The organism is Rathayibacter sp. PhB152 (assembly GCF_003751395.1).
GTDB lineage: Bacteria > Actinomycetota > Actinomycetes > Actinomycetales > Microbacteriaceae > Rathayibacter > Rathayibacter festucae.
In genome coordinates this window covers 181,975-206,316 of sequence record NZ_RJUT01000002.1, presented here as the reverse complement: position 1 = coordinate 206,316, position 24,342 = coordinate 181,975, and the positions used below count along the sequence as shown (strand labels likewise).

The window sequence follows — 24,342 nt, the reverse complement described above, 5'->3', positions numbered from 1 at the left end:
TGCCTCGGGCAAGAACCGCCGATCCATCCCCGAAGAGCCGTGCCATCGGAACAAGACTCGCGGTAGCAGGAGAAAAGAGAACCAGCCCATGTCGTTTCGGCGACTCGAGAATCAGTGAGCGACAGCGGGGCTGGTATTTCTGCATCGAGGCTACGGGCCGCTACTGTCGTCCATCCACGATGGCGTGGGATATCGGACCACTAAGGCGCAATCCGCCGCTCTCGACAACGAGGAAGGGGAGCAGGACCAGACGGTCCCACTCCCCTTCGCCTCGAGGCGCTACGCCGTCTTCGGCCGCGCGAACTCGTCGTACGGCAGCGTGATCGGCCGGGTGCGCGGCGGCATCCGCAGCACCGAGTCGAGGGCCGGGCCGAGGGCGTCGCGCCAGGCGCCGTAGCCGGCCTCGTTGAGGTGAAGGCCGTCGGGCGAGTACTGCTCGAGCAGGGCACCGTCCTCGCCGGCGAGCACCGGCCAGAGGTCGAGGTAGCCGGCGTGCGCGGTGGGCGCGAACTGCCAGAGGTGGCGGTTGACCTCGCGGATCTGCGCGCCGAACTCGCGGGCGCGCGGCAGGATCGAGGTCACCAGGATCCGCACGTCGGGGAGGTCGCGGCGGAAGGTCGCGACGATGGTCTCGATGTTGCGCACGATGTGCTCGGTCGTGCGGTGGTAGGCCAGGTCGTTCGTCCCGACGAGCAGGACCACCGTGTCGGGCGCCCCCTCGACGAGCTCGGGCAGCCGCTCGACGACGTCGTCGCTGGTCGCTCCGCCGATGCCCTCGTCGACGACCGTCGACGCGGTCAACCACTCGTCCCAGGACCCGCCCTGGATGATGCTGTCGCCGATGAAGGCGACCTTTCCCAGCTGGAGATCGCGCCCCGCGTCCGTGTCCGATCGTTCGCTCATCGTGCTCCTCTCGTTCGCGTCCGAGGCGGCGTCGCCGCCCGCGGACCCCTCCATTGTCACCGCTGCGCCCCGCGCCCACCAGGGGAGCGCTCCTCGCCGGCGTCGGCGAGGTCGGTCGCGGTGGCCGTGATGCGGTTGGCCATCCCGTTGAAGATCACGCCGTGGAAGGGCAGCACGGCGAACCAGTAGAGCCGCCCACCGAGACCCTGCGGGAAGAAGACGGCGCGCTGGGTGTACACGGATCCGCCGTCCTCGCCGGGCTCCGCGCGCATCTCCAGCCACGCGCCGCCCGGCACCTTCATCTCGGCGCGCAGGCGCAGCAGCGTCGGCCGCTCGATCGCCTCGACGCGCCAGAAGTCCAGGGCGTCGCCGGCGTGCAGCCGCTCGGAGTCGCGGCGCCCGCGCTGCAGGCCCACTCCCCCGACGAGCTTGTCCATCCAACCGCGGATCGCCCACGCGAGCGGGAAGGAGTACCAGCCGTTGGTGCCGCCGATGCCCTCGATGACCCGCCAGAGCTTCGCCGGGTCGGCGTCCGTCCGGCGCACCTTGAGGTCGACGTAGACCGTGTGGCCGGCCCACTCCGGGTCGCTCGGCAGCGGGTCGCTGGGGGCGCCGACGACCTCGGCGTTCTGCCAGCTGGTCTCGATCTCGCCCGCCTGCATCTTGCCCAGCGCGAGCCGGACCGAGCGGCGGTACGGCGTCAGCCCGCCCTCGGGGTCCGGGATCAGCCCGCGGATGTCGTCCTCGCGCACGACGCAGTCGTACTGCAGCGAGGCGATGATCGGCACCGCGAGCGAGCGCGGGATGGGCGTCACCAGGTTGACCCACTGCGAGGCGAGCCACGGCGTGAACACCGGCAGCGACGCGATCGGCCGCTGCGCGAGCCCCGCCTCGACCGCGTAGCCGTTCATCATCTGGCCGTAACGGAGGACGTCCGGTCCGCCGATGTCGAAGGTGCGGTTCAGCGTCGCGTCCTCGAGGGCGGCGGCGCCGAGCAGGTAGTGCAGCACGTCGCGGACGGCGATCGGCTGGATGAAGTTGCGGACCCACTGCGGGGCGGGCATGTAGGGCAGGACGTCGGTGAGGTGGCGGACCATCTCGAACGAGGTCGAGCCGGAGCCGATGATGACGCCGGCCTGCAGCGCGATCGTCGGCACGCCGGACGCCATCAGGATGCGGCCGACCTCGGCCCGCGAGCGCAGGTGCGGCGACAGCTTCTCCACGTCGGGGTGCAGGCCGCCGAGGTAGACGATCCGGTCGACACCGGCCGCGAGCGCGGCCTCGGCGACGTTCCTGGCGGCGCGGCTCTCCACCTGCTCGAAGCGCGCGTGGTCGGCGCCCGAGCCCATCGAGTGCACGAGGTAGTAGAGGACGTCGACACCCTCGAACGCGGCCGACAGCGACTCCGGGTCGCTGAGATCGCCCTGCGCCACCTCGACCTCCTCGGCCCACGGGACCTCGGCGAGCTTCCGCGGGTCGCGGACCAGCACGCGGACCCGGTAGCCGGCCTCGAGCAGGCGCGGGGTGAGGCGGCCGCCGATGTAGCCGGTCGCTCCGGTGACGAGCGCCAGGGGGCGCGACGGGTCCGAGGGGCGCGACGGGGCGGGTGAGGATTCGCTCATGCGAGCCACGGTACGCCGCCGCCCCTGGGCGCTCTCCCGCTGGTGCACCGCTCCGGCCACTGCTAGGACCGCCGGAGCCGCCCCCGCGGAGTCCGAGAGCGTCAGCCGGCCGGTCGCTCCGCGCCGAGGATCGTGCGGACCTTCTCGACGTCGTCGTTCATCTGCCGGATCAGCGGCTCGACGCCCTCGTAGGCCACCTGGCCGCGGATGCGCGAGACGAAGGCCACGTCGACGACGCGGTCGTAGAGGTCGATCGTCTCGTCCAGCAGGTAGGCCTCGACCTGCTTGGGCGGCACGCCGACGAAGGTCGGGTTGCTGCCGACGGAGATCGCGGCCGGGTAGCTGCGGCCCTCGGTGACGAAGCGGCCGGCGTAGACACCGTCGGCGGGGATCAGGCCCTGCGACTCGGGCGAGAGGTTCGCGGTCGGGAAGCCGAGCTCGCGGCCGCGCTTCGCGCCGTGCACGACGACGCCGCGCACCACCGGCTCGTGTCCGAGCAGCCAGGTCGCATGCTCGACGTCGCCCTCGGCGAGCAGCTCGCGGATCCAGGTGGAGGAGACGCGGCGGCCGTGCTCGGGACGCACGTCGTCGATCAGCTCGACCTCGAAGCCGTGGGTCTCCCCCAGCTCCCGCAGCATCGCGACGCCGCCGGCGCCGTGGGCACCGAAGCGGAAGTCCGAGCCGACCAGCACCACGCGCGCCTCGAGGGCGTCGACGAGCACCTGCTGCACGAACTCCTCGGCCGTGAGCGAGCGGAACCGCTCGTCGAACGCCAGGAGCAGCGTCGCGTCGATCCCCGTCCCGGCCAGCAGCTCGAGCTTCTGCTCGTTGCCGACCAGGGCCGGCGGGCACTTCTCCGGGGCGATCACGCTGAGCGGGTTGCGGTCGAAGGTGACGACGACCGCGGCCAGCCCGCGCTCGCGGGCCCGGGCGTGCAGGGTGTCGATCACGGCCCGGTGGCCGGTGTGCACGCCGTCGAACTTCCCGATGGTGACCGCGGACGGGCCGATGCCGGTGAGGTCGGCGGGGCGCTGCTCGACGCGCATCAGGCCGCCGTTCCCGCGGAGGAGCGCCGGCCCTGCACCCGCAGCCACCAGAGCCCGAGCACCGGCAGCACCAGCGGTATGAGCAGGTAGCCCGCGCCGAACGCCGCCCAGACCGTCGACTGCCGGCCGAACGGATCCGCGCTCGAGAGCCCGAGCAGCTGCGGGGCCAGCACGCTGATCGCGCCGACGACGAGCACGCCGACCAGCTCGAAGGTGATGGTCACGAAGGCGATGCGCTGCCAGACCCGGCCGGGCGCCACGAGGGCGATGGTCGCGAGGATGTAGACGACAGCCGAGAGCGCCGAGAGCGAGAACGCGAGCGGCGCCTCGTCGAAGCGGTCGATGATCTGGAAGACCGAGCGGCCCGTCGCGGCGAGCGCGAGGATGCCGTAGACGACGACGAGGAGGCTGCCGATCCCCCGGGATCGCGCCGAGCGGGCGGGTCGCTGATCCTGGTTCGGCAGAGCTGGGTCGTGGGCCGCCCGTCCGGGCGCATCGCTGGGTTGGTTCGACATCGCAGGGTCAATGGTAGGCGCTCGATGCACCCTCTCCCCCTCGGCCGGGGATCGGGAGCGTCAGGCGGCCTGGAAGAACCAGATCTGGTGCATCCGGTAGACCATCACGGCGATCGCGAGGCAGACGACGCCGAGGATGACCGTGCTCCACCGGCTGCGCTCGATCAGCGCCCAGAAGCCGGCGGCGAGCGGCAGGATCAGCGCCGAGACCAGGTAGATGTAGAACTCGGGCAGGCTGCCGGTGGGGCGGTTGCCGACCAGGGGCGAGACGATGGCGACGGCGAGCTGGACGATCAGCAGCAGCTCGACGATCGCGGTGGCGCCGACCGTGACGTCGGAGGGGCGCCGGCCGATCATGCCGAGCACCAGGCAGAGCAGGCCCGCCGCCACGGCGATGCCGACCTGGAGGGTGGTGAACCAGTCGATCACGACGCGCCCACCCGGAGCTCCTCGGTGGGGAAGTTGACGACGCTCTTCAGCGCGGCGCCACGGCGCTCGGCGAGGCCGACCAGGCGCTCCCCCGGACCGACGGCCGCGAGCAGGCCCTTGGCTCCCGCGAACGCCTCGGGCACCGGGATCCGCTTGCCGTTCGCGAGGTCGACCGCCTCGCCGGCGTCCAGGTGCAGCAGCGGGAACAGCTCGCCCGCGACCGCGGTCGGCGTGAGCAGGGCGGCGGGGACGTCGAGCTCGTCGATGACGCCGGCCCCGGCGACCCGGAACGGGCCGACGGCGGTGCGGCGGAGCACGGTGAGGTGCCCGCCGACGCCGAGCGCGGCGCCGAGATCGCGCGCGAGTGCGCGGATGTAGGTGCCGGAGGAGCAGGTGACGCGGACGTCGAGGTCGAGGAAGCCGTCGGCCTCGCGGCGCTCGAGCACGTCGAAGGCGCTCACGGTGACGGGTCGCGCCGGCAGCACGACCTCCTCGCCGTCGCGGACCCGGGCGTAGGCGCGGCGGCCGTCCACCTTGATGGCGCTGACCGCGCTCGGGATCTGCTCGATCGCGCCGGTGAGGGTCGCCACGACGGCGTCGACCGCCTCGGCGGTGAGGGCCGCCACGGCGCCGGGCTCGGCGGTCGTGAGCGTCTCGCCCTCGCGGTCGTCGGTGCTCGTGGCGGCGCCGAGGCGGATCGTGGCCTCGTACTCCTTGTCGAGACCGACCAGGTAGGTGAGGAGCCGGGTCGAGGGGCCGAGGCCGAGGATCATCAGCCCGGTCGCCATCGGATCGAGCGTCCCGGCGTGTCCGACCTTGCGCGTCCCGGCGCGGCGACGGGTCCGCGAGACGAGGTCGTGGCTGGTGATGCCGCCCGGCTTGTCCAGCAGGAGGATCCCGTTCGGAGCCGCCGCAGAAGGGCTGGGAGTCTCGAGCACGGGTGCGAGGATACACGCGCAGTTCGGGAGTCGGCCGCGCGGAGCCCGCGCCCGGCACGGCCGCCGCCCGCCGCGGTTCTAGGCTGTCCGGATGAGGATCGCCGTACTCGGAGCGGGCGCCGTCGGCGGCACCGTCGCCGCTCTCCTGGACCGCGCAGGACACGACGTCGAGGTGACCGCCCGCGGCGAGAACCTCACGGCGATCCGGCGGCAGGGCCTCCGCCTCGACGGCGCCTGGGGCGAGCACACCGCCTGGGTGCGCTGCGGCGAGACGCTCGACCTCGTTCCCGATCTGGCCGTGCTCTGCACGAAGGCGCAGGACGCCGAGGACGCGCTCCGCGCCAACCGCCGCACGGTCGACGGCACGCTCCTGGTCGTGGTGCAGAACGGGCTCGACGGCCTGGACGCCGCCGCCCGCCAGGTCCGCGACGCCCGCCTCGTCGGCGCGCTCGCCCTCTTCGCGGCCAGCCACCTCGAGCCCGGCCGCGTCACGGTGACCGCCCCGGCGACGACGACTCTCGGCGTCCCCGGCCGCCCCGCCGACGACGACGTCCGCCGGGCCGCCGCGATCCTCGGCGAGGCGGTGCCCACGGCCACCACCGACGACTTCCTCGGGGCGCAGTGGACGAAGCTGCTGATCAACGAGGTCAACGCACTGCCCGCGATCACCGGGCTCTCCGTGCAGGAGACGATCGCGCACCCGGGCCTGCGCCGGCTGCTCGCGCGGGCGATGCGGGAGGCGGCGCGGACCGGCCTGGCCGCCGGCGTCCGCTTCGGCGCACTGCAGGGCCTCTCCGGCGCCCGGATCCGCGCGCTCGCGGCCGCGCCGCTGCCGGTCGTCGAGCTGCTGCCGCGGCGGATGGCGACCCGGATGGGCGACGTGCCGAACCCGGGGTCCACGCTGCAGAGCGTGCGGCGCGGAGTCCCGAGCGAGATCGACCATCTGGCCGGCGCGGTCGTCCGCACGGCGCACCGCCTCGGGCGCGAGGCGCCGGTCAACCAGCTGCTCGTCGACCTCGTGCACGAGGTCGAGCGCTCGGGCGCCTTCCTGCCCGCGGACGACGTGGTCCGGCGGGCGTCCTCCGTCTAGCGGAGGAGCGCGGGACGACTCAGCAGGAGTCGGCGAAGAGCCGGCGCGGGTGCTCCGGGTCGCGGACGTCCACCAGGATGCCCGCGATCCGCTTCGGATCCGTGCTCGCCCGATAGGCCTCGTCGACCGGCGGCTCCTGGGTGTCGAGCCGGATCGACGTGCTCCACGCTCCGCGGAGCTCGGGGCGCAGGGCGAACGGCCCGTCGACGAGCAGCACGGCGTCGCGGCCGGCGGTGCGCCAGCGCGCCTGCCGCGCCTCGTCGCGCACGCCGTCGTAGCCGGCCAGGACGAAGCCGGTGCTGCCGCCCAGCTTGAACGGATCGAGCAGCACGCGCCGCAGCAGCTCGTAGTCGTAGCCCGCGAGGTAGGCGCGCTGCGCCTCCGGGATCGACGGATCCTCCCGCTCGGCCCGCGGACGGCGGAAGTCGGCGAGGTGCGCGACCACCGTGTCCCGGCCCGCCCGGCGCATCGCCTCGGCCAGCGCGAGCGCGGTCTCACCGGACACCTCCGGGTCGTCGCCGTCGATCCCGACCGCCACGCGGCCGTGCCCGTAGTTGTGCAGCACCTCCGCCGCGAGAGCGTCGAGCACATCGGCCTTCTGCGGAGCCCACTTGGTCATTCGGCCACGATACGCGGCACGGCCTAGGGTGACCTGATGCCCACCGGATCGACGCCCGCCGCATCGATGCCCGCCGCATCGATGCCCGCACTTTCCGCCGCGATCGTCGACTGGTTCCGCGAGAACGCCCGCGACCTGCCCTGGCGCCGCGAGGGCTTCCCCGCCTGGGGCACCCTCGTCAGCGAGTTCATGCTCCAGCAGACGCCGGTCGTCCGAGTGATCCCGCGGCTCGCCGAGTGGCTCGAGCGCTGGCCGACCCCGGCCGATCTGGCGGCCGTCCCTCCGGGTGAGGCGGTGCGCGCCTGGCAGTCGCTCGGCTACCCGCGCCGGGCGCTGCGCCTGCACGCCTGCGCCGTCGCGATCACCGAGCAGCACGGCGGTGTCGTCCCGCACGACGTCGACACGCTCCTCGCCCTCCCCGGCATCGGCGACTACACGGCGCGCGCGATCGCCGTCTTCTCCTTCGGCCACCGGCACCCCGTCGTCGACACCAACGTCCGGCGGGTGATCGCCCGCGCCATCGACGGCGCGGCCGAGCCCGGGCCACCGCGCGCGAAGACCGACCTCGCCGCGATGGCGGCGCTCCTCCCCGACGACCTCGCCGACGCCGCCGCCTTCAACGCGGGCGCGATGGAGCTCGGCGCGATCGTCTGCACCGCACGTGCTCCCCGCTGCGACGGCTGCCCGATCCGGGACGCCTGCGCCTGGCGGGCCGCCGGCTACCCGGCCTACGACGGCCCGGTCAAGGCGCGACAGAAGAAGTACGAGGGCTCCGACCGGCAGGTCCGCGGCCTCGTCCTCGCCGAGCTGCGCGCCGCGCACGGCCCGGTGACCGCCGCCGAGATCGCCTCGCTCTGGCCGGACGCCGAGCAGCGCGACCGCGCCCTCGCCGGACTCCTCGCCGACGGCCTCGCCACGGGCACGCCGGACGACGGCTACCTGCTCCCCCACTCCTGAGCGGCGCTCCAGTGTCGGAGGAGGCGGGTAGCGTGGCGCCGTGACCGGTCGCCGACTCCGACTCCCCCGCCCCGACGCCGAGCTCGACAGCGCGCTCGCCGCCGTCCGCACCGCGAACGACCTGCCGGGCGCCTTCCCGCCGGACGCCCTCGCCGAGGCCGAGCAGGCCGACCGCACGGCGGACGACACGGGCCGGATCGACCTCACGCGCGTCCCCTTCGTCACGATCGACCCGCCCGGCTCCCTCGACCTCGACCAGGCCGTGCACCTCGAGCGCCGCGGATCCGGAGTCGTGCTCCGCTACGCCATCGCCGACGTACCGGCCGTCGTCCGCCCCGGCGGGGCCCTCGACGCCGAGACCCGCCGCCGCGGCCAGACCTACTACCTCCCCGACGGCCGCGTCCCGCTGCACCCGCCGGTCCTCTCCGAGGGCACCGCCTCGCTGCTCCCCGACCTCGAGCGACGCGCCCTGGTCTGGACCCTCGAGCTCGACGACGCCGCCGAACCGACAGACGTCCGCCTCGAGCGCGCCCTCGTCCGCAGCACCGCCCGACTCGACTACGACGGCGTCCAGCGCAGCGTCTACGCCGGCGAGCCGCACCCGTCGATCGCGCTCCTTCCCTGGTTCGGCGCCGAGCGCCTCGCCCGCGAGGCCGAGCGCGGCGGAGCGAGCCTCGCCCTCCCCGAGGAGGAGATCGTCGCCGTCGACGGCGGCTACCGGATCGAGCGCCGGGCACCCCTCGCGTCCGAGGGCTGGAACGCCCAGGTCTCGCTGCTCACCGGCATGGCGGCCGCGACGATGATGCTCGACGCGGGCGTCGGCGTCCTCCGCACCATGCCTGCAGTCGACGAGGACACCGTCGCCGCCTTCCGCGCCCGCACCGAGGCCCTCGGCGTCCCCTGGGGCGCCGACGAGCTCTACGGCGCCTACCTCCGCCGCCTCGACACCGCCGACCCGGCGCAGCTCGCGATCATGTCCGCCGCGGCGACGCTCTTCCGCGGCGCCGGCTACACCGCCTTCGACGGCGTCGCCCCGGATCAGCCCGAGCAGTCCGCCCTCGCCGCCCCGTACGCGCACGTCACGGCCCCGCTCCGCCGCCTGGTCGATCGCTTCGGCCTGGCCACCTGCCTGGCGATCTCGACCGGAGCGGAGCTCCCGGCCTGGCTCCGCACGGCCCTGCCCGAGCTGCCCGCCCTGATGACCGCGAGCGACCGCCGCTCCGGAGCCGCCTCGCGCGCCGCGACCGACGTCGTCGAGGCCGCCATCCTCCGCGGCCGCGAGGGCTCCTCCTTCGAGGGCGTCGTCGTCTCCTCCGCGAGGACCCGCTCGCAGGTCCAGCTGCTCGACCCCGAGATGACCGTCGACGTCCCGGTGCCGCAGACGCCGGGAGCCCGTGTCGTCGTCGTCCTGGAATCGGTCGACGTCGCCACGGGCTCCGCGGTGTTCAGGCCTGCTGCCTAGTCCTCGTCCTCGTCCTCGCGCGGCTTCACGTAGGGGTCCGCGTCGCCGGCGTAGTCCGCCTTCGCGGCGAGCGACTGCACCTGAGTGTCCTGGTTGCGCGCCGTCGCGAGGAGGTCCTCGATGTGCTTCGCGTTCTCCGGGATCGCGTCGAGGATGAACTCGAGCGACGGCGTCAGCCGCGCCGTGATGTTCTTGCCGACCTCCGTGCGGAGCATGCCGGTCGCCGCCTTCAGAGCGAGTGCCGAGTCGGCGCGCTCCTCGTCGGTGCCGTAGACCGTGTAGAACACGGAGGCGTGCTGCAGGTCACCGGTCACCTGCACATCGGTGATGGTGACGAAGCCGAGTCGGGGGTCGCGGAGTCCGCGCTCGAGCCGCTTGGCGACGATCACCTGAATCCGTTCGGCGAGCTTCCTCGCCCGTGCCGGATCTGCCATGGCTGGTCCTCATCTCTCTCGACGAACCGTTCGGCTCGCCATCTAACCACTCCCCGGCAGTCCTGCCGGGGGCTTGCTCTGTGCTCGACGGTTCTGCGCGGCGCTGCCGGCGCGGGTGGGGTGCCTCGCCGCGTCTCCTTCCCGCGCGGCTGCGCCGCGCCCGCCAGACCCGAGCCAGGAGCCGCGACGAGACACCCCACCCGCACCTCACGTCAATACAGGCGGAAGTCCGTACTCCCGGTCCCCCTCCCGCGCAGGCGCCCCACCCCACGTGCTGGTGCCGGTACCCGACGCGACATGCCTCGGAGACCGGGCCCCCTCTGCACGTGCTGGCGAATCGATCCTCCCGCAGGGAGGGAGGCCACTCCTGCCCTCGCGCGACAGGCTCGGGTCTGGCGGGCGGGCCGCAGGCCCGCGGGAAGTCGCGCGAGGGCAGGAGTGGCCTCCCGATCCCTCGTCAGACCGGGGGCCGAAAGCCGGAAGCCAGGACCCCCTGGAACGCCGGAAGGCCCGGGCGGACCCGGGCCTTCCAGTGGGATTCAGGGTCAGCCTCGCGGCTTCTCCTTCATCTCGATCGTCTCGATCTCATCGCCGATCTGGATGTCGTTGTACTTGCCGAGACCGATACCGGCCTCGTAGTCCGTACGGACCTCCGTGACGTCGTCCTTGAAGCGACGCAGCGACTCGATGGCGAGGTTGTCCCCGACGACGACGCCGTCGCGGATGACGCGCGCCTTCGAGTTGCGGGTGATCGTGCCGGAGCGGACGATGACACCCGCGATGTTGCCGACCTTCGAGGAGCGGAACACCTCGCGGATCTCGGCGACACCGGACTGGACCTCCTCGTACTCGGGCTTGAGCATGCCCGTGAGCGAGTTCTCGACCTCTTCGATCGCGTTGTAGATGACCGAGTAGAAGCGGATGTCCACTCCCTCTCGAGCAGCGCGCTCGCGGGCCTTCGGGTCGGGGCGGACGTTGAAGCCCACGATGATCGCGTTGTCGATCGTCGCGAGGTTGACGTCCGACTCCGTGATCGCACCGACACCGCGGTGGATGATGCGCAGCTGCACCGAGTCGTCGACCTCGATCTTGACGAGCGACTCCTCCAGCGCCTCGACGGCACCGGACACGTCGCCCTTGATGATGAGGTTGAGCGACTCGACCTTGCCCTCCTCGAGAGCACGGGTGAAGTCCTCGAGCGAGATGCGCTTGCGGGCCTTGGCCAGCAGGGCGTTGCGCTGAGCGGCTTCGCGCTTCTCGGCGATCTGACGGGCGGTGCGGTCCTCCTCGGTGACGAGGAAGGTGTCGCCGGCGCGGGGCACGGACGAGAGTCCCTGCACCTGCACCGGTCGCGACGGCACGGCCTCGAGCACGGCCACGCCGTTCTCGTCGGCCATCGCACGGACGCGGCCGTAGGCCGTTCCCGCGACGATCGCATCGCCGACCCGCAGCGTTCCCGACTGGATGAGCACCGTCGCGACGGCACCGCGTCCCTTGTCGAGCTTCGCCTCGATCGCGACTCCGCGGGCCTCCTTGTCGGGGTTGGCACGCAGGTCGAGACCGGCGTCCGCGGTGAGCAGCACGGCGTCCAGGAGGTCCTGGATGCCGGTGTTGGCGCGGGCCGACACGTCGACGAACATGACGTCTCCGCCGTACTCCTCGGCGACGAGGCCGAACTCGGTCAGCTGCTGGCGCACCTTGGCCGGGTTGGCGTCGGGCTTGTCCACCTTGTTGACCGCGACCACGATCGGCACGTTGGCCGCCTGGGCGTGGTTCAGCGCCTCGATGGTCTGCGGCATGATGCCGTCGTCCGCCGCGACCACGAGGATCGCGATGTCCGTGACCTGGGCACCGCGGGCTCGCATGGCGGTGAACGCCTCGTGACCCGGGGTGTCGATGAAGGTGATCGGGCGCTCGATGCCCTCGTGCTCCGCGACGACCTGGTACGCACCGATGTGCTGCGTGATGCCGCCCGCCTCGCCGGCGACGACGTTGGCGTTGCGGATCGCGTCGAGCAGGCGCGTCTTTCCGTGGTCGACGTGACCCATGACGGTGACGACGGGGGGACGGATCTGGAGGTCCTCGTCCGTCTCGTCCTCGAGCTCCTGCTCGAGGTCGAGGCCGAAGCCCTCGAGGAGCTCCTTGTCCTCGTCCTCGGGCGAGACGACCTGGATCTTGAAGCCGAGCTCACCGCCGAGCACCTCGAAGGTGGCCTCGTCGAGCGACTCGGTCGCCGTCGCCATCTCGCCGAGGGCGAAGAGGACGGTGACCAGGTTGCCGGGGGGCACCGGCACGCCGGTCATGGCCTCGATCTTGTCGGCGAAGTCCGAGATCGACGCGCCGCGGCGCAGACGGATGACCGTCTTGCCGTCGCCGCGGGGGACGCTGACGCCGCCGAGCGACGGGGCCTCCCTGAGCTCGAACTCCTGACGCTTCGTGCGCTTCGACTTGCGGGCCTTGCTCTTGCCGCCACCGCGACCGAAGGCACCAGCGGTGCCACCGCCGGGACCGCGACCACGACCGCCGCCGCCACCGGGACGAGGGGCGAAGCCGCCACCCGCTCCGGGAGCGCCGCCGGGGCGCTGGAAGCCGCCGCCGGCCGGACGGCCGGGGCCGCCGGGACGACCGGCTCCGCCACCGGGACCGCCGGGACGCTGGCCGAAGCCGGCGGGGCGCTGGCCCATGCCGGGCCCACCGGGTCGGGGCGCACCGGGGCGGGGAGCCGCGGGACGGGGGATGTTGCTGGGCGTCGGGCGCGAGCCCATGCCCTGCGAGCTGGCGAACGGGTTGTTGCCCGGGCGCGGGGGCGTCGCGGGACGCTGGCCCATGCCCTGGTTGCTCGCGAAGGGGTTGTTGCCCGGACGCGGGGCGCCACCGGGACGGCTGGAGCCGCCGGGAGCGGAGCTGCCGCCGGACTTCGGCGGGGCTGCCGCCGGGGCCGGACGCGGGGTCGCCGGCTTCGGTCCGCCGGGGGTGGCGGGCGAGGCGGCGGGGGTCGCTGCGGCGGGCTTCTCGGCCGCGGGCGCCGGAGCGGCGGCCTCGGTCGGAGCCGGAGCGGCGGGAGCGTTCGCAGCGGCCTGGGCGCGAGCCGCGGCAGCGGCCTCCTGGGCGGCCTGAGCGGCCGCCTGACGCTCGGCGACCGACATCGGCGGAGCCGGCGCCGGAGCGGGCGGCTTGGCCGGGCCGGGCATCGGCGCGGAGGGGCGGGCACCCGAGGGGCGAGGAGCCCCGGGACGGGCGGTGCCGGCGGTGGGTGCCGACGGGGTCGACGACGCACCCGTGCTCGCGCTGCCCTGGAGGGCCTGGCGGAGCTTGCGGGCGACGGGGGGTTCGATGCTGGAGGACGGTCCCTTGACGAACTCGCCCAGTTCTTTCAACTTCGCAAGTGCGACCTTGCTGTCGACGCCGAGTTCGGCGGCGATCTCGTGCACGCGTGGTTTAGCCACTTCTCTCCTGTCTCGGACCTGCGCCCAAGACGGGGCAGGCCATCACAAACGGACGGATCTCATTTCGAGCCGCTCATCAGTCGTTGCTCATGATCAGTTCACGGGCCGTTCTGCCTGTTCTCTCTGCGGTGTGATCGTTCGCCTGGCCGGTTCCTCAGGGTGAGGAGCCGAGCCGGTCAGGTCACGGGTGACGTACTGCTCCACGGCGCTCGCGTCCACGCTCTCGCGCGTCCGGAACGCCCTGCTGAACGCGCGGCGCTTCACCGCGAGCTCGTAGCAGTCGTACGCGTCGTGCAGCCACGCTCCCCGCCCAGCACGGACACCCCGCGGATCTACCACGAGGACGTTCGAGGGGAGGACGAGCCTCAGAAGTGAGGCCCTTGGGGCGCGCAGACGGCAGCCGACGCACGTTCTGACGGGTTCCACTGTACTCCCTCGTTCCCGGGAGCGCTTCCCCGCACCGCCGACAGCGGGGATCACTCCCCGTCCATCACCGAATCGGGCTGGATGTCGATCTTGGCGCCGGTGAGCTTGGCGGCGAGTCGGGCGTTCTGGCCCTCCTTGCCGATCGCGAGCGAGAGCTGGTAGTCCGGCACGAGGGCGCGGACGGCCTTGAGGCTCTGGTCGATCACGAAGGCGCTGGTCACCTTGGCGGGCGAGAGCGCGCTGGCGACGAAGGTCGGCAGGTCGGAGGAGTAGTCGACGATGTCGATCTTCTCGTTGTTGAGCTCCGCGGTCACCGCGCGCACGCGCTGGCCGAGCTCGCCGATGCACGCGCCCTTGGCGTTGACGCCGGGCTCGGTCGCCCGCACGGCGATCTTGGTGCGGTGGCCGGCCTCGCGGGCGAGCGAGACGATCTCGACGACGCCGGAGGCGATCTCCGGGACCTCGAGGGCGAAGAGCTTGCGGACGAGCGACGGGTGCGTCCGCGAGACCTGGACCGACGGGCCCTTGGGGCCCCGGCTGACGCTCGTCACGTAGACGCGGATGCGGCGGCCGTGGCTGTAGTCCTCGCCGGGCACCTGCTCCTCGGGCGAGAGGATCGCCTCGATCGAGCCGAGGTCGACGTGGATCATCTTCGGGTTGGGGCCCTGCTGGATGACGCCGGCGACGATGTCGCCCTCGCGGCCCTTGAACTCGCCGAGGACCTTCTCGTCGCCGATGTCGCGCAGCCGCTGGTTGATGACCTGCTTGGCGGCGAAGGCCGCGATGCGGCCGAAGTCGCGCGGCGAGTCCTCGGACTCGCCGACGACGGCGCCCTCCTCGTCGATCTCGGGCACGAACACGCTGACGTGCCCGGTCTTGCGGTCGAGGTGCACGCGGGCGTCCACAGCGGTGGCCTTGTCGGCGTCGTCCGCCTGGCCGATGTGCTTGAGGTAGGCGGTGAGGATCGCCTGCTCGATGATCTGCACGAGTTCCTCGAAGGGGATCTCGCGCTCGCGCTCCAGCAGGCGCAGAACGCTCAGGTCGATGTCCATGGGCGGGCCTTTCTCTCTATTCACTTGGGGCGTGGCGGCGCAGCGCGACCACGTCGAAAACCGGTCCGACGCCGGCGGCGCCACGGCCGGAGCCGGGCCCGCGCGTCGGGACCATTGAGCATAACCGACCGCGCTGAGGGCGGACGGGACGGAGGGACCGGAGCCGCTCAGGCTCCGAGGCGGGCGAGCGCCTCGGCGGCGGGCAGCTGCTCGCGCTCGCCGGTGCGCCGGTCCCAGAGCTCGACGATGCCGTCGGCGGCGTTGCGGCCTGCGATGACGATCAGCGGCACGCCGATCAGCTCGGCGTCGCCGAACTTGACGCCCGGCGAGACCTTGGGCCGGTCGTCGATCAGCACGTCGCGGCCCGCGGCCTCGAGCGAGGCGCCGACCGACTCCGCGAGCGCGAGCGCCGCAGGGTCCTTGCCGGTCGCGATCACGTGCACGTCGAACGGCGCGACGTTCTCGGGCCAGATGAGTCCGCGGTCGTCGTGGTTGCTCTCGGCGATGATCGCGAGGATCCGGGTCACGCCGATGCCGTAGGAGCCCATCGTGACGGTGACGAGCTTGCCGTTCTCATCGAGGACCTTGAGGCCGAGGACGTCCGCGTACTTCCGGCCGAGCTGGAAGACGTGGCCGATCTCCATGCCGCGGGCGGTCTCGATCGGGCCGGAGCCGTCGGGAGCGGGGTCGCCACTGCGGACGTCGGCGACCTCGACGACGCCGTCGCCGGAGAAGTCGCGGCCGGCGACGAGGTCGAGCACGTGCTTCCCGGCGACGTTCGCCCCGGTGATCCAGGAGGTGCCCTCGACGACGCGGGGGTCGAGCAGGAAGCGGATGCCGCTCGCGGACTCCTCCCCCAGGACGGCGCCCTCGGCCGACCACGGGCCGATGTAGCCCTTGACCAGCGCGGGATGCTTCGCGAAGTCCTCCTCGGTCGCGGCCTCGACCTCGGCGGGGGCGAAGGCGACCTCGGCGCGCTTGAGGTCGACGTCCCGGTCGCCGGGCAGCCCGACGACGACGAGCTCGCGGGTTCCGTCGAGCGCGGTGAGCGCGAGGACGACGTTCTTGAGCGTGTCGCCGGCGGTCCAGGCGCGGCCGTCGGCGCGCGGCTCCTGGGCATTGGCGAGGTCGACGAGCGTCTGGATGGTCGGGGTGCCGGGCGAGTCGAAGACGCGCGCCTCGGCGAGTCCGTCCACGGGCAGCGCCTCGGGGACGGGCGTCCGGTACGCCTCGACGTTGGCCGCGTAGCCGCCGGCCGAGCGCACGAAGGTGTCCTCGCCGACCGGGGTCGGGTGCAGGAACTCCTCGCTGCGCGAGCCGCCCATCGCACCGGCGTCGGCCTGCACGATCACGTACTCGAGGCCGAGGCGCGCGAAGATCCGCTCGTAGGCGTCGCGCTGCACCTGGTAGCTCGCGTCGAGACCGGCGTCGGTGTAGTCGAAGGAGTAGGCGTCCTTCATGGTGAACTCGCGACCGCGCAGGAGGCCTGCCCGGGGTCGCGCCTCGTCGCGGTACTTGTCCTGGATCTGGTAGAGCGAGAGCGGCAGGTCCTTGTAGGACGAGTAGAGGTCCTTGACCAGGAGGGTGAAGAACTCCTCGTGCGTCGGCGCCAGCATGTAGTCCGCGTCCTTACGGTCCTTCAGGCGGAAGACGCCGTCGCCGTACTCGGTCCAGCGGCCGGAGAGCTCGTAGGGCTCGCGGGGCAGCAGCCCGGGGAAGTGGACCTCCTGCGCACCGGCGGCCGCCATCTCGGCGTGGATGATCGCCTCGATGCGGCGCTTGACCTTCAGACCGAGGGGCAGCCAGGCGAAGACGCCGGGGGCCTGACGGCGGATGTAGCCGGCCCGGACCAGGAGGCGGTGGCTCGCGACCTCGGCGTCGGCCGGATCCTCTCGGAGGGTGCGGACGAACAGGTGCGAGAGACGGGTAACCACGAGGGACGATCCTATCCGGAGTCCGCGGCGGGGTGTCCCGCGCGGTCCGGGGTGGCGGCGGACCGGGCGCGTGCCGGTCCGCCGCCCGCGGTCACTTCGAGACGACGACCACCGGGGAGCCGGTCGACGTGTCGTCGGCGGGCATCTCGGCGGCCAGGCGGTTGGCCTCCTCGATGAGCGTCTTGACGATCTCGGACTCGGGGACGGTTTTGATGACCTCGCCCTTGACGAAGATCTGGCCCTTGCCGTTGCCGGAGGCGACGCCGAGGTCGGCCTCGCGGGCCTCGCCCGGTCCGTTGACGACGCAGCCCATGACGGCCACGCGGAGCGGGACGCTCATGCCCTCGAGGCCGGCGGTCACGTCGTTCGCGAGCGTGTAGACGTCGACCTGCGCACGGCCGCAGCTCGGGCAGGAGACGATCTCGAGCTTGCGCTCGCGGAGGTTGAGCGACTGCAGGATCTGCAGGCCGACCTTGACCTCCTGCGCGGGCGGCGCGGAGAGCGAGACGCGGATGGTGTCGCCGATGCCCTCGCCGAGCAGGATGCCGAACGCCGTCGCCGACTTGATCGTGCCCTGGAACTCGGGGCCGGCCTCGGTGACGCCGAGGTGCAGCGGCCAGTCGCCGCGCTCGGCGAGCTGGCGGTAGGCCTGGACCATGATCACCGGGTCGTTGTGCTTGACCGAGATCTTGAAGTCGTGGAAGTCGTGCTCCTCGAAGAGGCTCGCCTCCCAGACGGCGCTCTCGACGAGCGCCTCGGGGGTGGCCTTGCCGTACTTCTGCAGCAGGCTGGGCTCGAGCGAGCCCGCGTTGACGCCGATGCGGATGGAGACGCCCGCGGCCTTCGCGGCGGCGGCGATCTTGCCGACCTGGTCGTCGAACTTGCGGATGTTGCCCGGGTTCACCCGGACGGCCGCGCAGCCCGCGTCGATCGCGGCGTAGACGTAGTTCGGCTGGAAGTGGATGTCCGCGATGACCGGGATCTGGCTCTTCTTCGCGATGATCGGCAGCGCCTCCGCGTCGTCGCGGCTCGGCACGGCGACGCGCACGATGTCGCAGCCGGAGGCGGTCAGCTCGGCGATCTGCTGGAGTGTCGCGTTGATGTTCGTGGTCGGCGTGGTGCACATCGACTGCACGCTGACCGGGGCGTCACCGCCGACCAGCACCTTCCCGACCTTGATCTGACGGGTCTTCCGGCGGGGGGCGAGGGTCACGGGGACCTTGGGCAAACCCAGATTCACAGCAGGCACGAGCCCCATCGTACGCGCGCCGCGCTGCCGGACGCCGCCGCTCCCCCGGTTCCCAGGTCCCGCCGATCTGCGCCGTCCGCGCGGGCCCCGCCTCCCCGAGCGAGCGACCCGCCGACGTCCGATCCGCAGGCGATCCCCGCCCGCCACGCGTCCACACCTGTCCCCTCGACTCCCCCCGGCCCCCTCGCCTGCAGATCAGACCGACCTCTCGCGGCGAGCCGGGCAGGGACCGGCGCCACCTTCAAGGCGAACGCGCGAATCGCGTGCCAGCGATTCGCGATAGCCGACCGCAACCCGCTCCTCCCCACGCCACCCGTCGCGAAGCCGACCGCGGCACGCCGGGCAGGGACCGGCGTGGAACAAGCACAGCCCGACCGCGGCGAGCCGGGCGAGGACCGGTGCCACCTGCGAGGCGAACGCGCGAATCGCGTGCCAGCGATTCGCGATAGCCGACCGCAACACGCTCCTCCCAACACCACCCGTCGAGAAGCCGACCGCGGCGAGCCGGGCAGGGACCGGCTCGCAAGACGACTCAGAACAGCGTGATCGGCTTGACGATGTCCGCGTAGATCAGCAGCGCGCTCATTCCGCCGAGGAGCAGGACGACCGCGTAGGTCAGCGGGAGGAGCTTGGCGATGTCGACGGGGCCGGGGTCGCGGCGGCCGAAGAGCTTGGCGATGCGGCGGCGCAGGCCCTCCCAGAGGGCGCCGGCGATGTGGCCGCCGTCCATCGGGAGGAGGGGGACGAGGTTGAAGACGAAGAGCGCGACGTTGAGGGAGGCGAGGACGCCGACCATCGTCTGCACCTTGGAGACGACGGGCAGCTGGTCGGAGGCGGCGATCTCGCCGGCGATGCGGCCGACGCCGACGACGCTAATCGGTCCGTTGGCGTCACGGGCCTCGGTGCCGAAGGCGGCCTGCGCGACGTCGATGAGGCGCTGCGGCAGGTTGAGGATGACCCCCGCGACGCTCCTGATGTTCTCGCCGACGGTGCCGGGGACCGCGGTGATCGGCTGCTGCACGAGGGCCTGGGTCGGCGAGATGCCGATGAAGCCGACGGTCTGCGTCTCGACCGCGCCGGCGGAGTCGAGCACCGCGTTCCCCGCGGCGTCGGTGACGGCCACCTCGTTCTCGGCCGGGGTGATCGTCAGGGTGAGGGGCTGGCCGTCGCGGTCGACGGCGACGCTGAGCGGCACACCGGCGGACGCGCGGATGATCGGGGTGAGGTCGTTCCAGGAGGAGACGGGCGTGCCGTCGATCGCGGTGATGGTGTCACCGGGCAGGATGCCGGCCGCGGCGCCGGGCGCGAGCGGGTCGTCGGCGGAGCAGCTCTCGGTGGTGGTGTCGCTCGCCGGGACCACGCACTGCGAGACCGTGGAGATGGTCGACGTGTTCTGGGCGACGCCGATGCCGCAGAGCAGCACCGCGAAGAGGACGGTGGCGATCACGAGGTTCATGAACGGGCCGCCGAACATCACGATGACGCGCTTCCAGACCGCGAGCCGGTAGAAGGCGCGGTGGTCCTCGCCCTCGCCGATCGTCTCGGCGCTGGCGGCGCGGGCCTCGTCGATCATGGTCGCGTAGCCGCCGCGGCGGGGCTCGGGGTCGGGCGCCGACTCGTTGCCGTTCAGTCCGTTGAAGAAGCCCGTGCTCGACTCGCCGACGCGGTCGCCCGGGTGCTTGGGCGGGTACATCCCGATCATCGCGATGTAGCCGCCGAGCGGCAGCGCCTTGACGCCGTACTCCGTCTCGCCGCGGCGGACGGAGAAGACCGTCCGGCCGAAGCCGATCATGTACTGCGTGACCTTGACCCCGAAGAGCTTCGCCGGAACGAGGTGCCCGACCTCGTGCAGCGCGATCGACAGGGCGACGCCCACGGCGATGATGACGACGCCGAGGACGAAGAGCAGCACGGATTCCACTCGGTCACTGTAGGCCGCGGGGTGACCCCTCGGCTGGAGAGGCGCTGGAGGATCGCGATGAGGGCGCGATCAGCCCCTCGAGGCCGGCGACCAGATCGAGCTGCTCTTGCGCCCGAAGCGCGCCGAGCTGCCGACCTGCGGTCCTCCTTCGAGCGCGCGCTCGCCTGAGGTTGGACCGCTGGACCGGCTCGAGCATGCTGATCGAGTAGCCCTCGGAGAGGGCGTATCGAGATCCACCGTCGTCCGGTGGGTGGGTCTCGATACGCCGCTCCGCGGCTACTCGACCAGCATGGTGCGGCTGCTGCCCTGCTATTCGACCAGCATGGGCTGCTGCCCGGCTACTCGACCAGCGTGGGCGGCCTCTGCCCGGCTGAGCGACCGCCTTGGTGGCCGCTGCGGAGCCGTCCTGCCAGCATGATGGGGCGTTGCAGGTTCGCGGGCCCGGCATTAGCACGCTGATCGAGTAGCCCGCCGGAGCGCATCCTTCCTCCCCATGCGCCGATCCGTCAGGAGTGGTCGCCGCCGGGTGCGCGAGAGGACCGTTCGTGACGGATCGACGGTGCGGCTCGGTGTCGGGATGCCGCAGCCGTCCCGTCGCGCTCAGGCGGCGGCGATCCGCTCATCGGCCGTGCGGCGCGCCCAGGCCTCGGCCTCGGCCAGCGACCCGCGGGTCAGCTCGCCGTCCACGGTGTGCGCGTCGACGACGGCCTCGACCGTCGCGAGGATGTCCAGGTAGCCGATCCGCCCGGCGTGGAACGCCTGCACGGCCTGCTCGTTCGCGGCGTTGAAGACGGCCGGGTAGGAGGCCCCCGCGACTCCGACCTTCTTCGCGAGCCGGACGGAGGGGAACGCCTCCTCGTCGAGCGGCTCGAACGTCCAGGACTGCGCGCGGGTCCAGTCCAGCGGTACGCCGACGCCGGCGACGCGGTGCGGCCAGTCGAGGCCGAGCGAGATCGGCAGCCGCATGTCGGGCGGCGACGCCTGGGCGATCGTGGAGCCGTCGACGAACTCGACCATCGAGTGGACGATCGACTGCGGGTGCACGGTCACGTCGATCCGGTCGTAGGGCACGTCGAAGAGCAGGTGCGCCTCGATCACCTCGAGGCCCTTGTTGACGAGCGTGGACGAGTTGGTCGTGACGACCAGGCCCATGTCCCAGGTCGGGTGCGCGAGCGCCTCCGCCGGGGTGACGTCGCGGAGGGAGGCGCGGTCCCGCCCACGGAAGGGACCGCCCGACGCGGTGAGCACCAGCCGTCGGACCTCGCGGTGCTCCCCCGCGAGCAGCGCCTGCGCGATCGCCGAGTGCTCGGAGTCGACGGGCACGATCTGACCGGGAGCGGCGAGCGAGGTGACCAGCTCGCCGCCGACGATCAGCGACTCCTTGTTCGCGAGGGCGAGGGTGCGGCCCTCCTCGAGCGCCGCGAGCGTCGGGCCGAGGCCGACCGAGCCGGTGATGCCGTTCAGGACGACGTCGGCGTCGACCGAGCGGATGAGCTGCTCGGCCTCCGCGGCACCGAAGGCGGTGTGCTCGACGCCGAAGTCGCGCGCCTGCCGGGCGACGACCTCGCGGTTGGAGCCGGCGCCCAGGCCGACCACCTCGAAGCGGTCGCGGTTCGCGCCGATGACGTCGAGGGCCTGCGTGCCGATGGACCCGGTCGAGCCGAGGATGATGACCCTGCGCATCCGCCCATCCTGGCACGGCGGTCCGCGGCCCTCCCGGGCCGGGAGCCCCAGCGGGTCAGCTCACCGCGAGGATGTCCACCACGAAGACGAGGGTGTCCGTGCCGCTGATGCCCGCGTTCGCGTTGCCCGCCTCGCCGTAGCCCTTGTCCGGCGGGATGACCACGAGCACCTGCGAGCCGACGGTCTGGCCGACCACCGCCTCCTTGAAGCCCTCGATCACGTCGCCCGTGCCGAAGGACGCGGGCGTGCCCTTGCCCCAGCTCTGGTCGAAGACCTCGCCGGTGCCCCAGACCACGCCCTGGTACTGGACGATCAGCGAGTCGCCGTCGGCCACGGTCTGCCCGTCGCCCTTCTTGAGCACCTCGAGCTGCAGCTCGGCCGGCGGGTCGGTCGCGGGGATCGTCACCGTCGGGGCGCCGTCCTCGGCGAGCGCCACCGTCGGCAGCCCGTCGACCGGGGCCTGCGGCTCGCCGGTCGCGGCCGAGGGGACGACGCCCTCGACGTCGATGACCATCACGATGGAGTCGTCCGCGGCGATCCCGAGGTCGGTGCTGCCGGCGTCGCCGAAGGCGTCGGCGGGCGGGACGACCGCGACGACGCGCGAGCCCACGGTGGCGCAGTTGACCGCCTTCACCAGGCCGGCCAGGTACTGCTCGGTGTCGACCTCGAAGGCCGCGCGGCCCCCGGAGGCGTAGCTGCTCGCCGAGAACTCGGCTCCGCTCGTGCCGTTGTACAGGGTGTAGTCGACGAGGACGGTGTCGCCCTCGGCGACCGTCTCGCCGGTGCCGTCGATGACGGTGGTGCCCTCGGTCGCGTCGACGCTCATCGGAGTGGGGAAGACGGTGACCGGCTTGGTCCCGAAGTCGCCTGCCGCATCCACCGCCTCGGACGCGTCTCCGGAGGAGATGCAGGAGAGCGGGGTCGGGGTCGCACTCGGGATGGCCTCCGGGGCACCGCCCGTGCAGGCCGCGAGGCCGAGGGAGGCGCCGAGGACGGCGAGGATCGCGAGGGTTCTGCGCACGGGTGCACCTTTCCTGCCCGGCAGGGAGCGGGACGACGTCGGGGGGATCGGTCCATCCTGCGGGCTGCGCCTCTGCCCCGGCTGAACGATCCCTCCACGGCGCCCACCCGGTCGCGCCGCCCCGGAGCGTCCCCGGCCCCCTCCCCGGGAGCCGCGCCTAGCATGGAGGAATGCGTGAATTCTCGGTCCCCCAGTCCCGCGCGCTCGTCACCGAGCTCCCCGGCCCCCGCTCGATCGCGCTGCAGGAGCGCCGCGTCGCCAGCGTCTCCCGCGGCGCCGGAACCCTCGCGAACATCTACATGGACCACGCCTCGGGCGCCGTCCTGGTCGACGTCGACGGCAACCGCCTGATCGACCTCGGCTGCGGCATCGGCGTCACCACCATCGGCCACGCGCACCCCGCGGTCGCCGCCGCCGCCGCCGCCCAGGCCGAGAAGCTGACCCACACCCTCTTCACCGTCACCCCGTACGAGAACTACGTCCGGGTGGCCGAGAAGCTCGGCGAGATCACCCCCGGCGACTTCGAGAAGCACTCGATCCTCGTGAACTCCGGCGCCGAGGCGGTCGAGAACGCGGTCAAGATCGCCCGCAAGCACACCGGTCGCCGCGCGATCGCCTCGCTCGACCACGCCTTCCACGGCCGCACCAACCTCACGATGGCGATGACCTACCGCCCCTGGCCCGAGCGGGCCGGCATGGGCCCGTTCCCCGGTGAGATCTACAGCCTCCCGATGAGCTACCCGTTCCGCGACCCCGAGGGCATGACGGGCGAGGAGGCGGCCGAGCGCTCGATCGACTACATCCGCACCCACATCGGCGCCGAGGAGCTGGCGGCGCTGTTCGTCGAGCCGATCCAGGGCGACGGCGGCATCATCATCCCGGCGGCCGGCTACTTCGAGCGGCTGTCGGAGTTCTGCACCGAGAACGGCATCGTCTTCGTCGCCGACGAGATCCAGGCCGGCATCGCCCGGACCGGCGCCTGGTACTCGATCGAGCACTTCGGCGTCGTCCCGGACCTGATCACCACCGCCAAGGGCATCGCCGGCGGCTTCCCGCTCGCCGCGGTCACCGGCCGCGCGGAGATCATGGACGCCGTCCAGCCCGGCGGCATCGGCGGCACCTTCGGCGGCAACCCCGTCTCGACCGCCGCCGCGCTCGCCACCTTCGAGGCCATCGAGTCCGAGGGCCTGATCGCCGAGGCGCAGCGCGTCGAGCGCGCCCTGCAGGCCCGCATCGGTGACTGGGCCGAGCGCTTCGCCGTGGTCGGCGAGGTCCGCGGCAAGGGCGCGATGTTCGGCGTCGAGCTCGTGCACCCCGGTACCAAGAAGCAGAACCCGGAGGCGCTCTCCGCCGTCCTGAAGCACGTCACGACGAACGGCGTCATCGCTCTGGACGCCGGCAGCTGGGACAGCGTCCTGCGCATCATGCCGAGCGTGGTCATCAGCGAGGAGCTGATCGACGACGCCGCGGGTGTCATCGAGGAGGCGCTCGCCACCTTCGGCTGAGCCACTCCCTCTGCGTCGATCTGCGGGCCGCTCCTCGTCACGAGGGGCGGCCCGCGGTCGTCCACCCCGGCCCGCGAGAAGGGCCCGGCG

20 protein-coding genes are annotated in these 24,342 nt (G+C 72.5%); 4 read left to right on the top strand and 16 right to left on the bottom strand.

The window, feature by feature from the left end; all coding sequences use genetic code 11:
• Nucleotides 1-279: 279 nt before the first annotated feature.
• The 6 genes from EDF36_RS04385 to truB all read right to left on the bottom strand — a co-directional run bounded on the left by EDF36_RS04385 (nucleotide 280) and on the right by truB (nucleotide 5,453).
• Nucleotides 280-903, bottom strand: coding sequence for a GDSL-type esterase/lipase family protein (locus EDF36_RS04385; RefSeq protein ID WP_123732416.1), 624 nt, complete (start codon nucleotides 901-903; stop codon nucleotides 280-282).
• 56 nt (nucleotides 904-959) lie between these two features.
• The gene (locus EDF36_RS04380; protein ID WP_123732056.1) at nucleotides 960-2,525 is read right to left on the bottom strand and encodes an SDR family oxidoreductase; all 1,566 of its coding nucleotides are present in this window, start codon (nucleotides 2,523-2,525) and stop codon (nucleotides 960-962) included.
• A 101-nt stretch (nucleotides 2,526-2,626) separates the two neighbouring features.
• The gene (locus EDF36_RS04375) at nucleotides 2,627-3,571 is read right to left on the bottom strand and encodes a bifunctional riboflavin kinase/FAD synthetase (protein ID WP_123702966.1); all 945 of its coding nucleotides are present in this window, start codon (nucleotides 3,569-3,571) and stop codon (nucleotides 2,627-2,629) included.
• On the bottom strand, nucleotides 3,571-4,086 hold the full coding sequence (locus EDF36_RS04370; RefSeq protein WP_260300522.1) for a hypothetical protein: 516 nt from the start codon (nucleotides 4,084-4,086) through the stop codon (nucleotides 3,571-3,573). Before EDF36_RS04370 ends, EDF36_RS04375 begins: the two co-directional genes overlap by 1 nt.
• Nucleotides 4,087-4,146: 60 nt before the next feature.
• Complete coding sequence (locus EDF36_RS04365; protein ID WP_123702964.1) at nucleotides 4,147-4,515, bottom strand: hypothetical protein; 369 nt, start codon at nucleotides 4,513-4,515, stop codon at nucleotides 4,147-4,149.
• Nucleotides 4,512-5,453, bottom strand: a complete 942-nt coding sequence (gene truB, locus EDF36_RS04360) for a tRNA pseudouridine(55) synthase TruB (protein WP_123732055.1) — start codon at nucleotides 5,451-5,453, stop codon at nucleotides 4,512-4,514. Before truB ends, EDF36_RS04365 begins: the two co-directional genes overlap by 4 nt.
• 91 nt (nucleotides 5,454-5,544) lie before the next feature.
• On the opposite strand from truB, the gene EDF36_RS04355 reads away from it, so the two are divergent.
• Nucleotides 5,545-6,543, top strand: a complete 999-nt coding sequence (locus tag EDF36_RS04355) for a ketopantoate reductase family protein (RefSeq protein ID WP_123732054.1) — start codon at nucleotides 5,545-5,547, stop codon at nucleotides 6,541-6,543.
• A gap of 19 nt (nucleotides 6,544-6,562) precedes the next feature.
• On the opposite strand, the gene EDF36_RS04350 is transcribed toward EDF36_RS04355, so the two are convergent.
• Nucleotides 6,563-7,162, bottom strand: a complete 600-nt coding sequence (locus EDF36_RS04350; protein ID WP_123732053.1) for a hypothetical protein — start codon at nucleotides 7,160-7,162, stop codon at nucleotides 6,563-6,565.
• Nucleotides 7,163-7,243: 81 nt separating this feature from the next.
• Between EDF36_RS04350 and EDF36_RS04345 the strand changes: the two genes are divergently transcribed.
• The gene (locus EDF36_RS04345) at nucleotides 7,244-8,119 is read left to right on the top strand and encodes an A/G-specific adenine glycosylase (protein WP_123732414.1); all 876 of its coding nucleotides are present in this window, start codon (nucleotides 7,244-7,246) and stop codon (nucleotides 8,117-8,119) included.
• A 40-nt stretch (nucleotides 8,120-8,159) separates the two neighbouring features.
• Entirely contained in the window at nucleotides 8,160-9,581 is a 1,422-nt protein-coding gene (locus tag EDF36_RS04340; protein WP_123732052.1) for a ribonuclease catalytic domain-containing protein, read from the top strand.
• Here the strand turns inward: EDF36_RS04340 and rbfA are convergent.
• The 9 genes from rbfA to EDF36_RS04295 form a co-directional block, all read right to left on the bottom strand.
• Entirely contained in the window at nucleotides 9,578-10,015 is a 438-nt protein-coding gene (gene rbfA, locus EDF36_RS04335) for a 30S ribosome-binding factor RbfA (RefSeq protein ID WP_123445535.1), read from the bottom strand. The two genes, EDF36_RS04340 and rbfA, sit on opposite strands and share 4 nt — an antisense overlap.
• 545 nt (nucleotides 10,016-10,560) lie before the next feature.
• Nucleotides 10,561-13,461: a translation initiation factor IF-2 gene (gene infB, locus EDF36_RS04330; RefSeq protein WP_185020366.1), complete on the bottom strand. Its 2,901-nt coding sequence runs from the start codon at nucleotides 13,459-13,461 to the stop codon at nucleotides 10,561-10,563.
• A gap of 93 nt (nucleotides 13,462-13,554) precedes the next feature.
• Entirely contained in the window at nucleotides 13,555-13,887 is a 333-nt protein-coding gene (locus EDF36_RS04325) for a YlxR family protein (RefSeq protein ID WP_123702952.1), read from the bottom strand.
• Nucleotides 13,888-13,937: 50 nt separating this feature from the next.
• The gene (gene nusA, locus EDF36_RS04320) at nucleotides 13,938-14,939 is read right to left on the bottom strand and encodes a transcription termination factor NusA (protein ID WP_123445531.1); all 1,002 of its coding nucleotides are present in this window, start codon (nucleotides 14,937-14,939) and stop codon (nucleotides 13,938-13,940) included.
• 167 nt (nucleotides 14,940-15,106) lie between these two features.
• Nucleotides 15,107-16,873 (bottom strand): proline--tRNA ligase, encoded by a 1,767-nt coding sequence (locus EDF36_RS04315; RefSeq protein WP_123732050.1) that lies wholly within the window; start codon nucleotides 16,871-16,873, stop codon nucleotides 15,107-15,109.
• 91 nt (nucleotides 16,874-16,964) lie between these two features.
• On the bottom strand, nucleotides 16,965-18,122 hold the full coding sequence (ispG, locus tag EDF36_RS04310) for a flavodoxin-dependent (E)-4-hydroxy-3-methylbut-2-enyl-diphosphate synthase (RefSeq protein WP_123445529.1): 1,158 nt from the start codon (nucleotides 18,120-18,122) through the stop codon (nucleotides 16,965-16,967).
• 532 nt (nucleotides 18,123-18,654) lie between these two features.
• The gene (locus EDF36_RS04305; RefSeq protein ID WP_185020365.1) at nucleotides 18,655-20,043 is read right to left on the bottom strand and encodes an RIP metalloprotease; all 1,389 of its coding nucleotides are present in this window, start codon (nucleotides 20,041-20,043) and stop codon (nucleotides 18,655-18,657) included.
• A 600-nt stretch (nucleotides 20,044-20,643) separates the two neighbouring features.
• Nucleotides 20,644-21,726 carry a 1-deoxy-D-xylulose-5-phosphate reductoisomerase gene (locus tag EDF36_RS04300; protein ID WP_123732048.1) on the bottom strand — a complete coding sequence of 361 codons (1,083 nt, stop codon included), beginning with the start codon at nucleotides 21,724-21,726 and terminating at the stop codon, nucleotides 20,644-20,646.
• A 55-nt stretch (nucleotides 21,727-21,781) separates the two neighbouring features.
• Entirely contained in the window at nucleotides 21,782-22,747 is a 966-nt protein-coding gene (locus EDF36_RS04295; RefSeq protein ID WP_123732047.1) for an FKBP-type peptidyl-prolyl cis-trans isomerase, read from the bottom strand.
• Nucleotides 22,748-22,917: 170 nt separating this feature from the next.
• Here EDF36_RS04295 and EDF36_RS04290 point away from each other — a divergent pair, with 170 nt between their 5' ends.
• On the top strand, nucleotides 22,918-24,252 hold the full coding sequence (locus EDF36_RS04290; RefSeq protein ID WP_123702939.1) for an aminotransferase class III-fold pyridoxal phosphate-dependent enzyme: 1,335 nt from the start codon (nucleotides 22,918-22,920) through the stop codon (nucleotides 24,250-24,252).
• Nucleotides 24,253-24,342: the final 90 nt, after the last annotated feature.

What these genes read in the sequence shown, in the direction of transcription:
- EDF36_RS04375 (WP_123702966.1), bottom strand. Translation starts at nt 3,571, where the DNA reads ATGCGCGTCGAGCAGCGCCCCGCCGACCTCACCGGCATCGGCCCGTCC.
- EDF36_RS04300 (WP_123732048.1), bottom strand. Translation starts at nt 21,726, where the DNA reads ATGCGCAGGGTCATCATCCTCGGCTCGACCGGGTCCATCGGCACGCAG.
- EDF36_RS04385 (WP_123732416.1), bottom strand. Translation starts at nt 903, where the DNA reads ATGAGCGAACGATCGGACACGGACGCGGGGCGCGATCTCCAGCTGGGA.
- EDF36_RS04290 (WP_123702939.1), top strand. Translation starts at nt 22,918, where the DNA reads ATGCGTGAATTCTCGGTCCCCCAGTCCCGCGCGCTCGTCACCGAGCTC.
- EDF36_RS04345 (WP_123732414.1), top strand. Translation starts at nt 7,244, where the DNA reads ATGCCCGCACTTTCCGCCGCGATCGTCGACTGGTTCCGCGAGAACGCC.
- nusA (WP_123445531.1), bottom strand. Translation starts at nt 14,939, where the DNA reads ATGGACATCGACCTGAGCGTTCTGCGCCTGCTGGAGCGCGAGCGCGAG.
- EDF36_RS04380 (WP_123732056.1), bottom strand. Translation starts at nt 2,525, where the DNA reads ATGAGCGAATCCTCACCCGCCCCGTCGCGCCCCTCGGACCCGTCGCGC.
- EDF36_RS04355 (WP_123732054.1), top strand. Translation starts at nt 5,545, where the DNA reads ATGAGGATCGCCGTACTCGGAGCGGGCGCCGTCGGCGGCACCGTCGCC.
- EDF36_RS04350 (WP_123732053.1), bottom strand. Translation starts at nt 7,162, where the DNA reads ATGACCAAGTGGGCTCCGCAGAAGGCCGATGTGCTCGACGCTCTCGCG.
- rbfA (WP_123445535.1), bottom strand. Translation starts at nt 10,015, where the DNA reads ATGGCAGATCCGGCACGGGCGAGGAAGCTCGCCGAACGGATTCAGGTG.
- EDF36_RS04370 (WP_260300522.1), bottom strand. Translation starts at nt 4,086, where the DNA reads ATGTCGAACCAACCCAGCGATGCGCCCGGACGGGCGGCCCACGACCCA.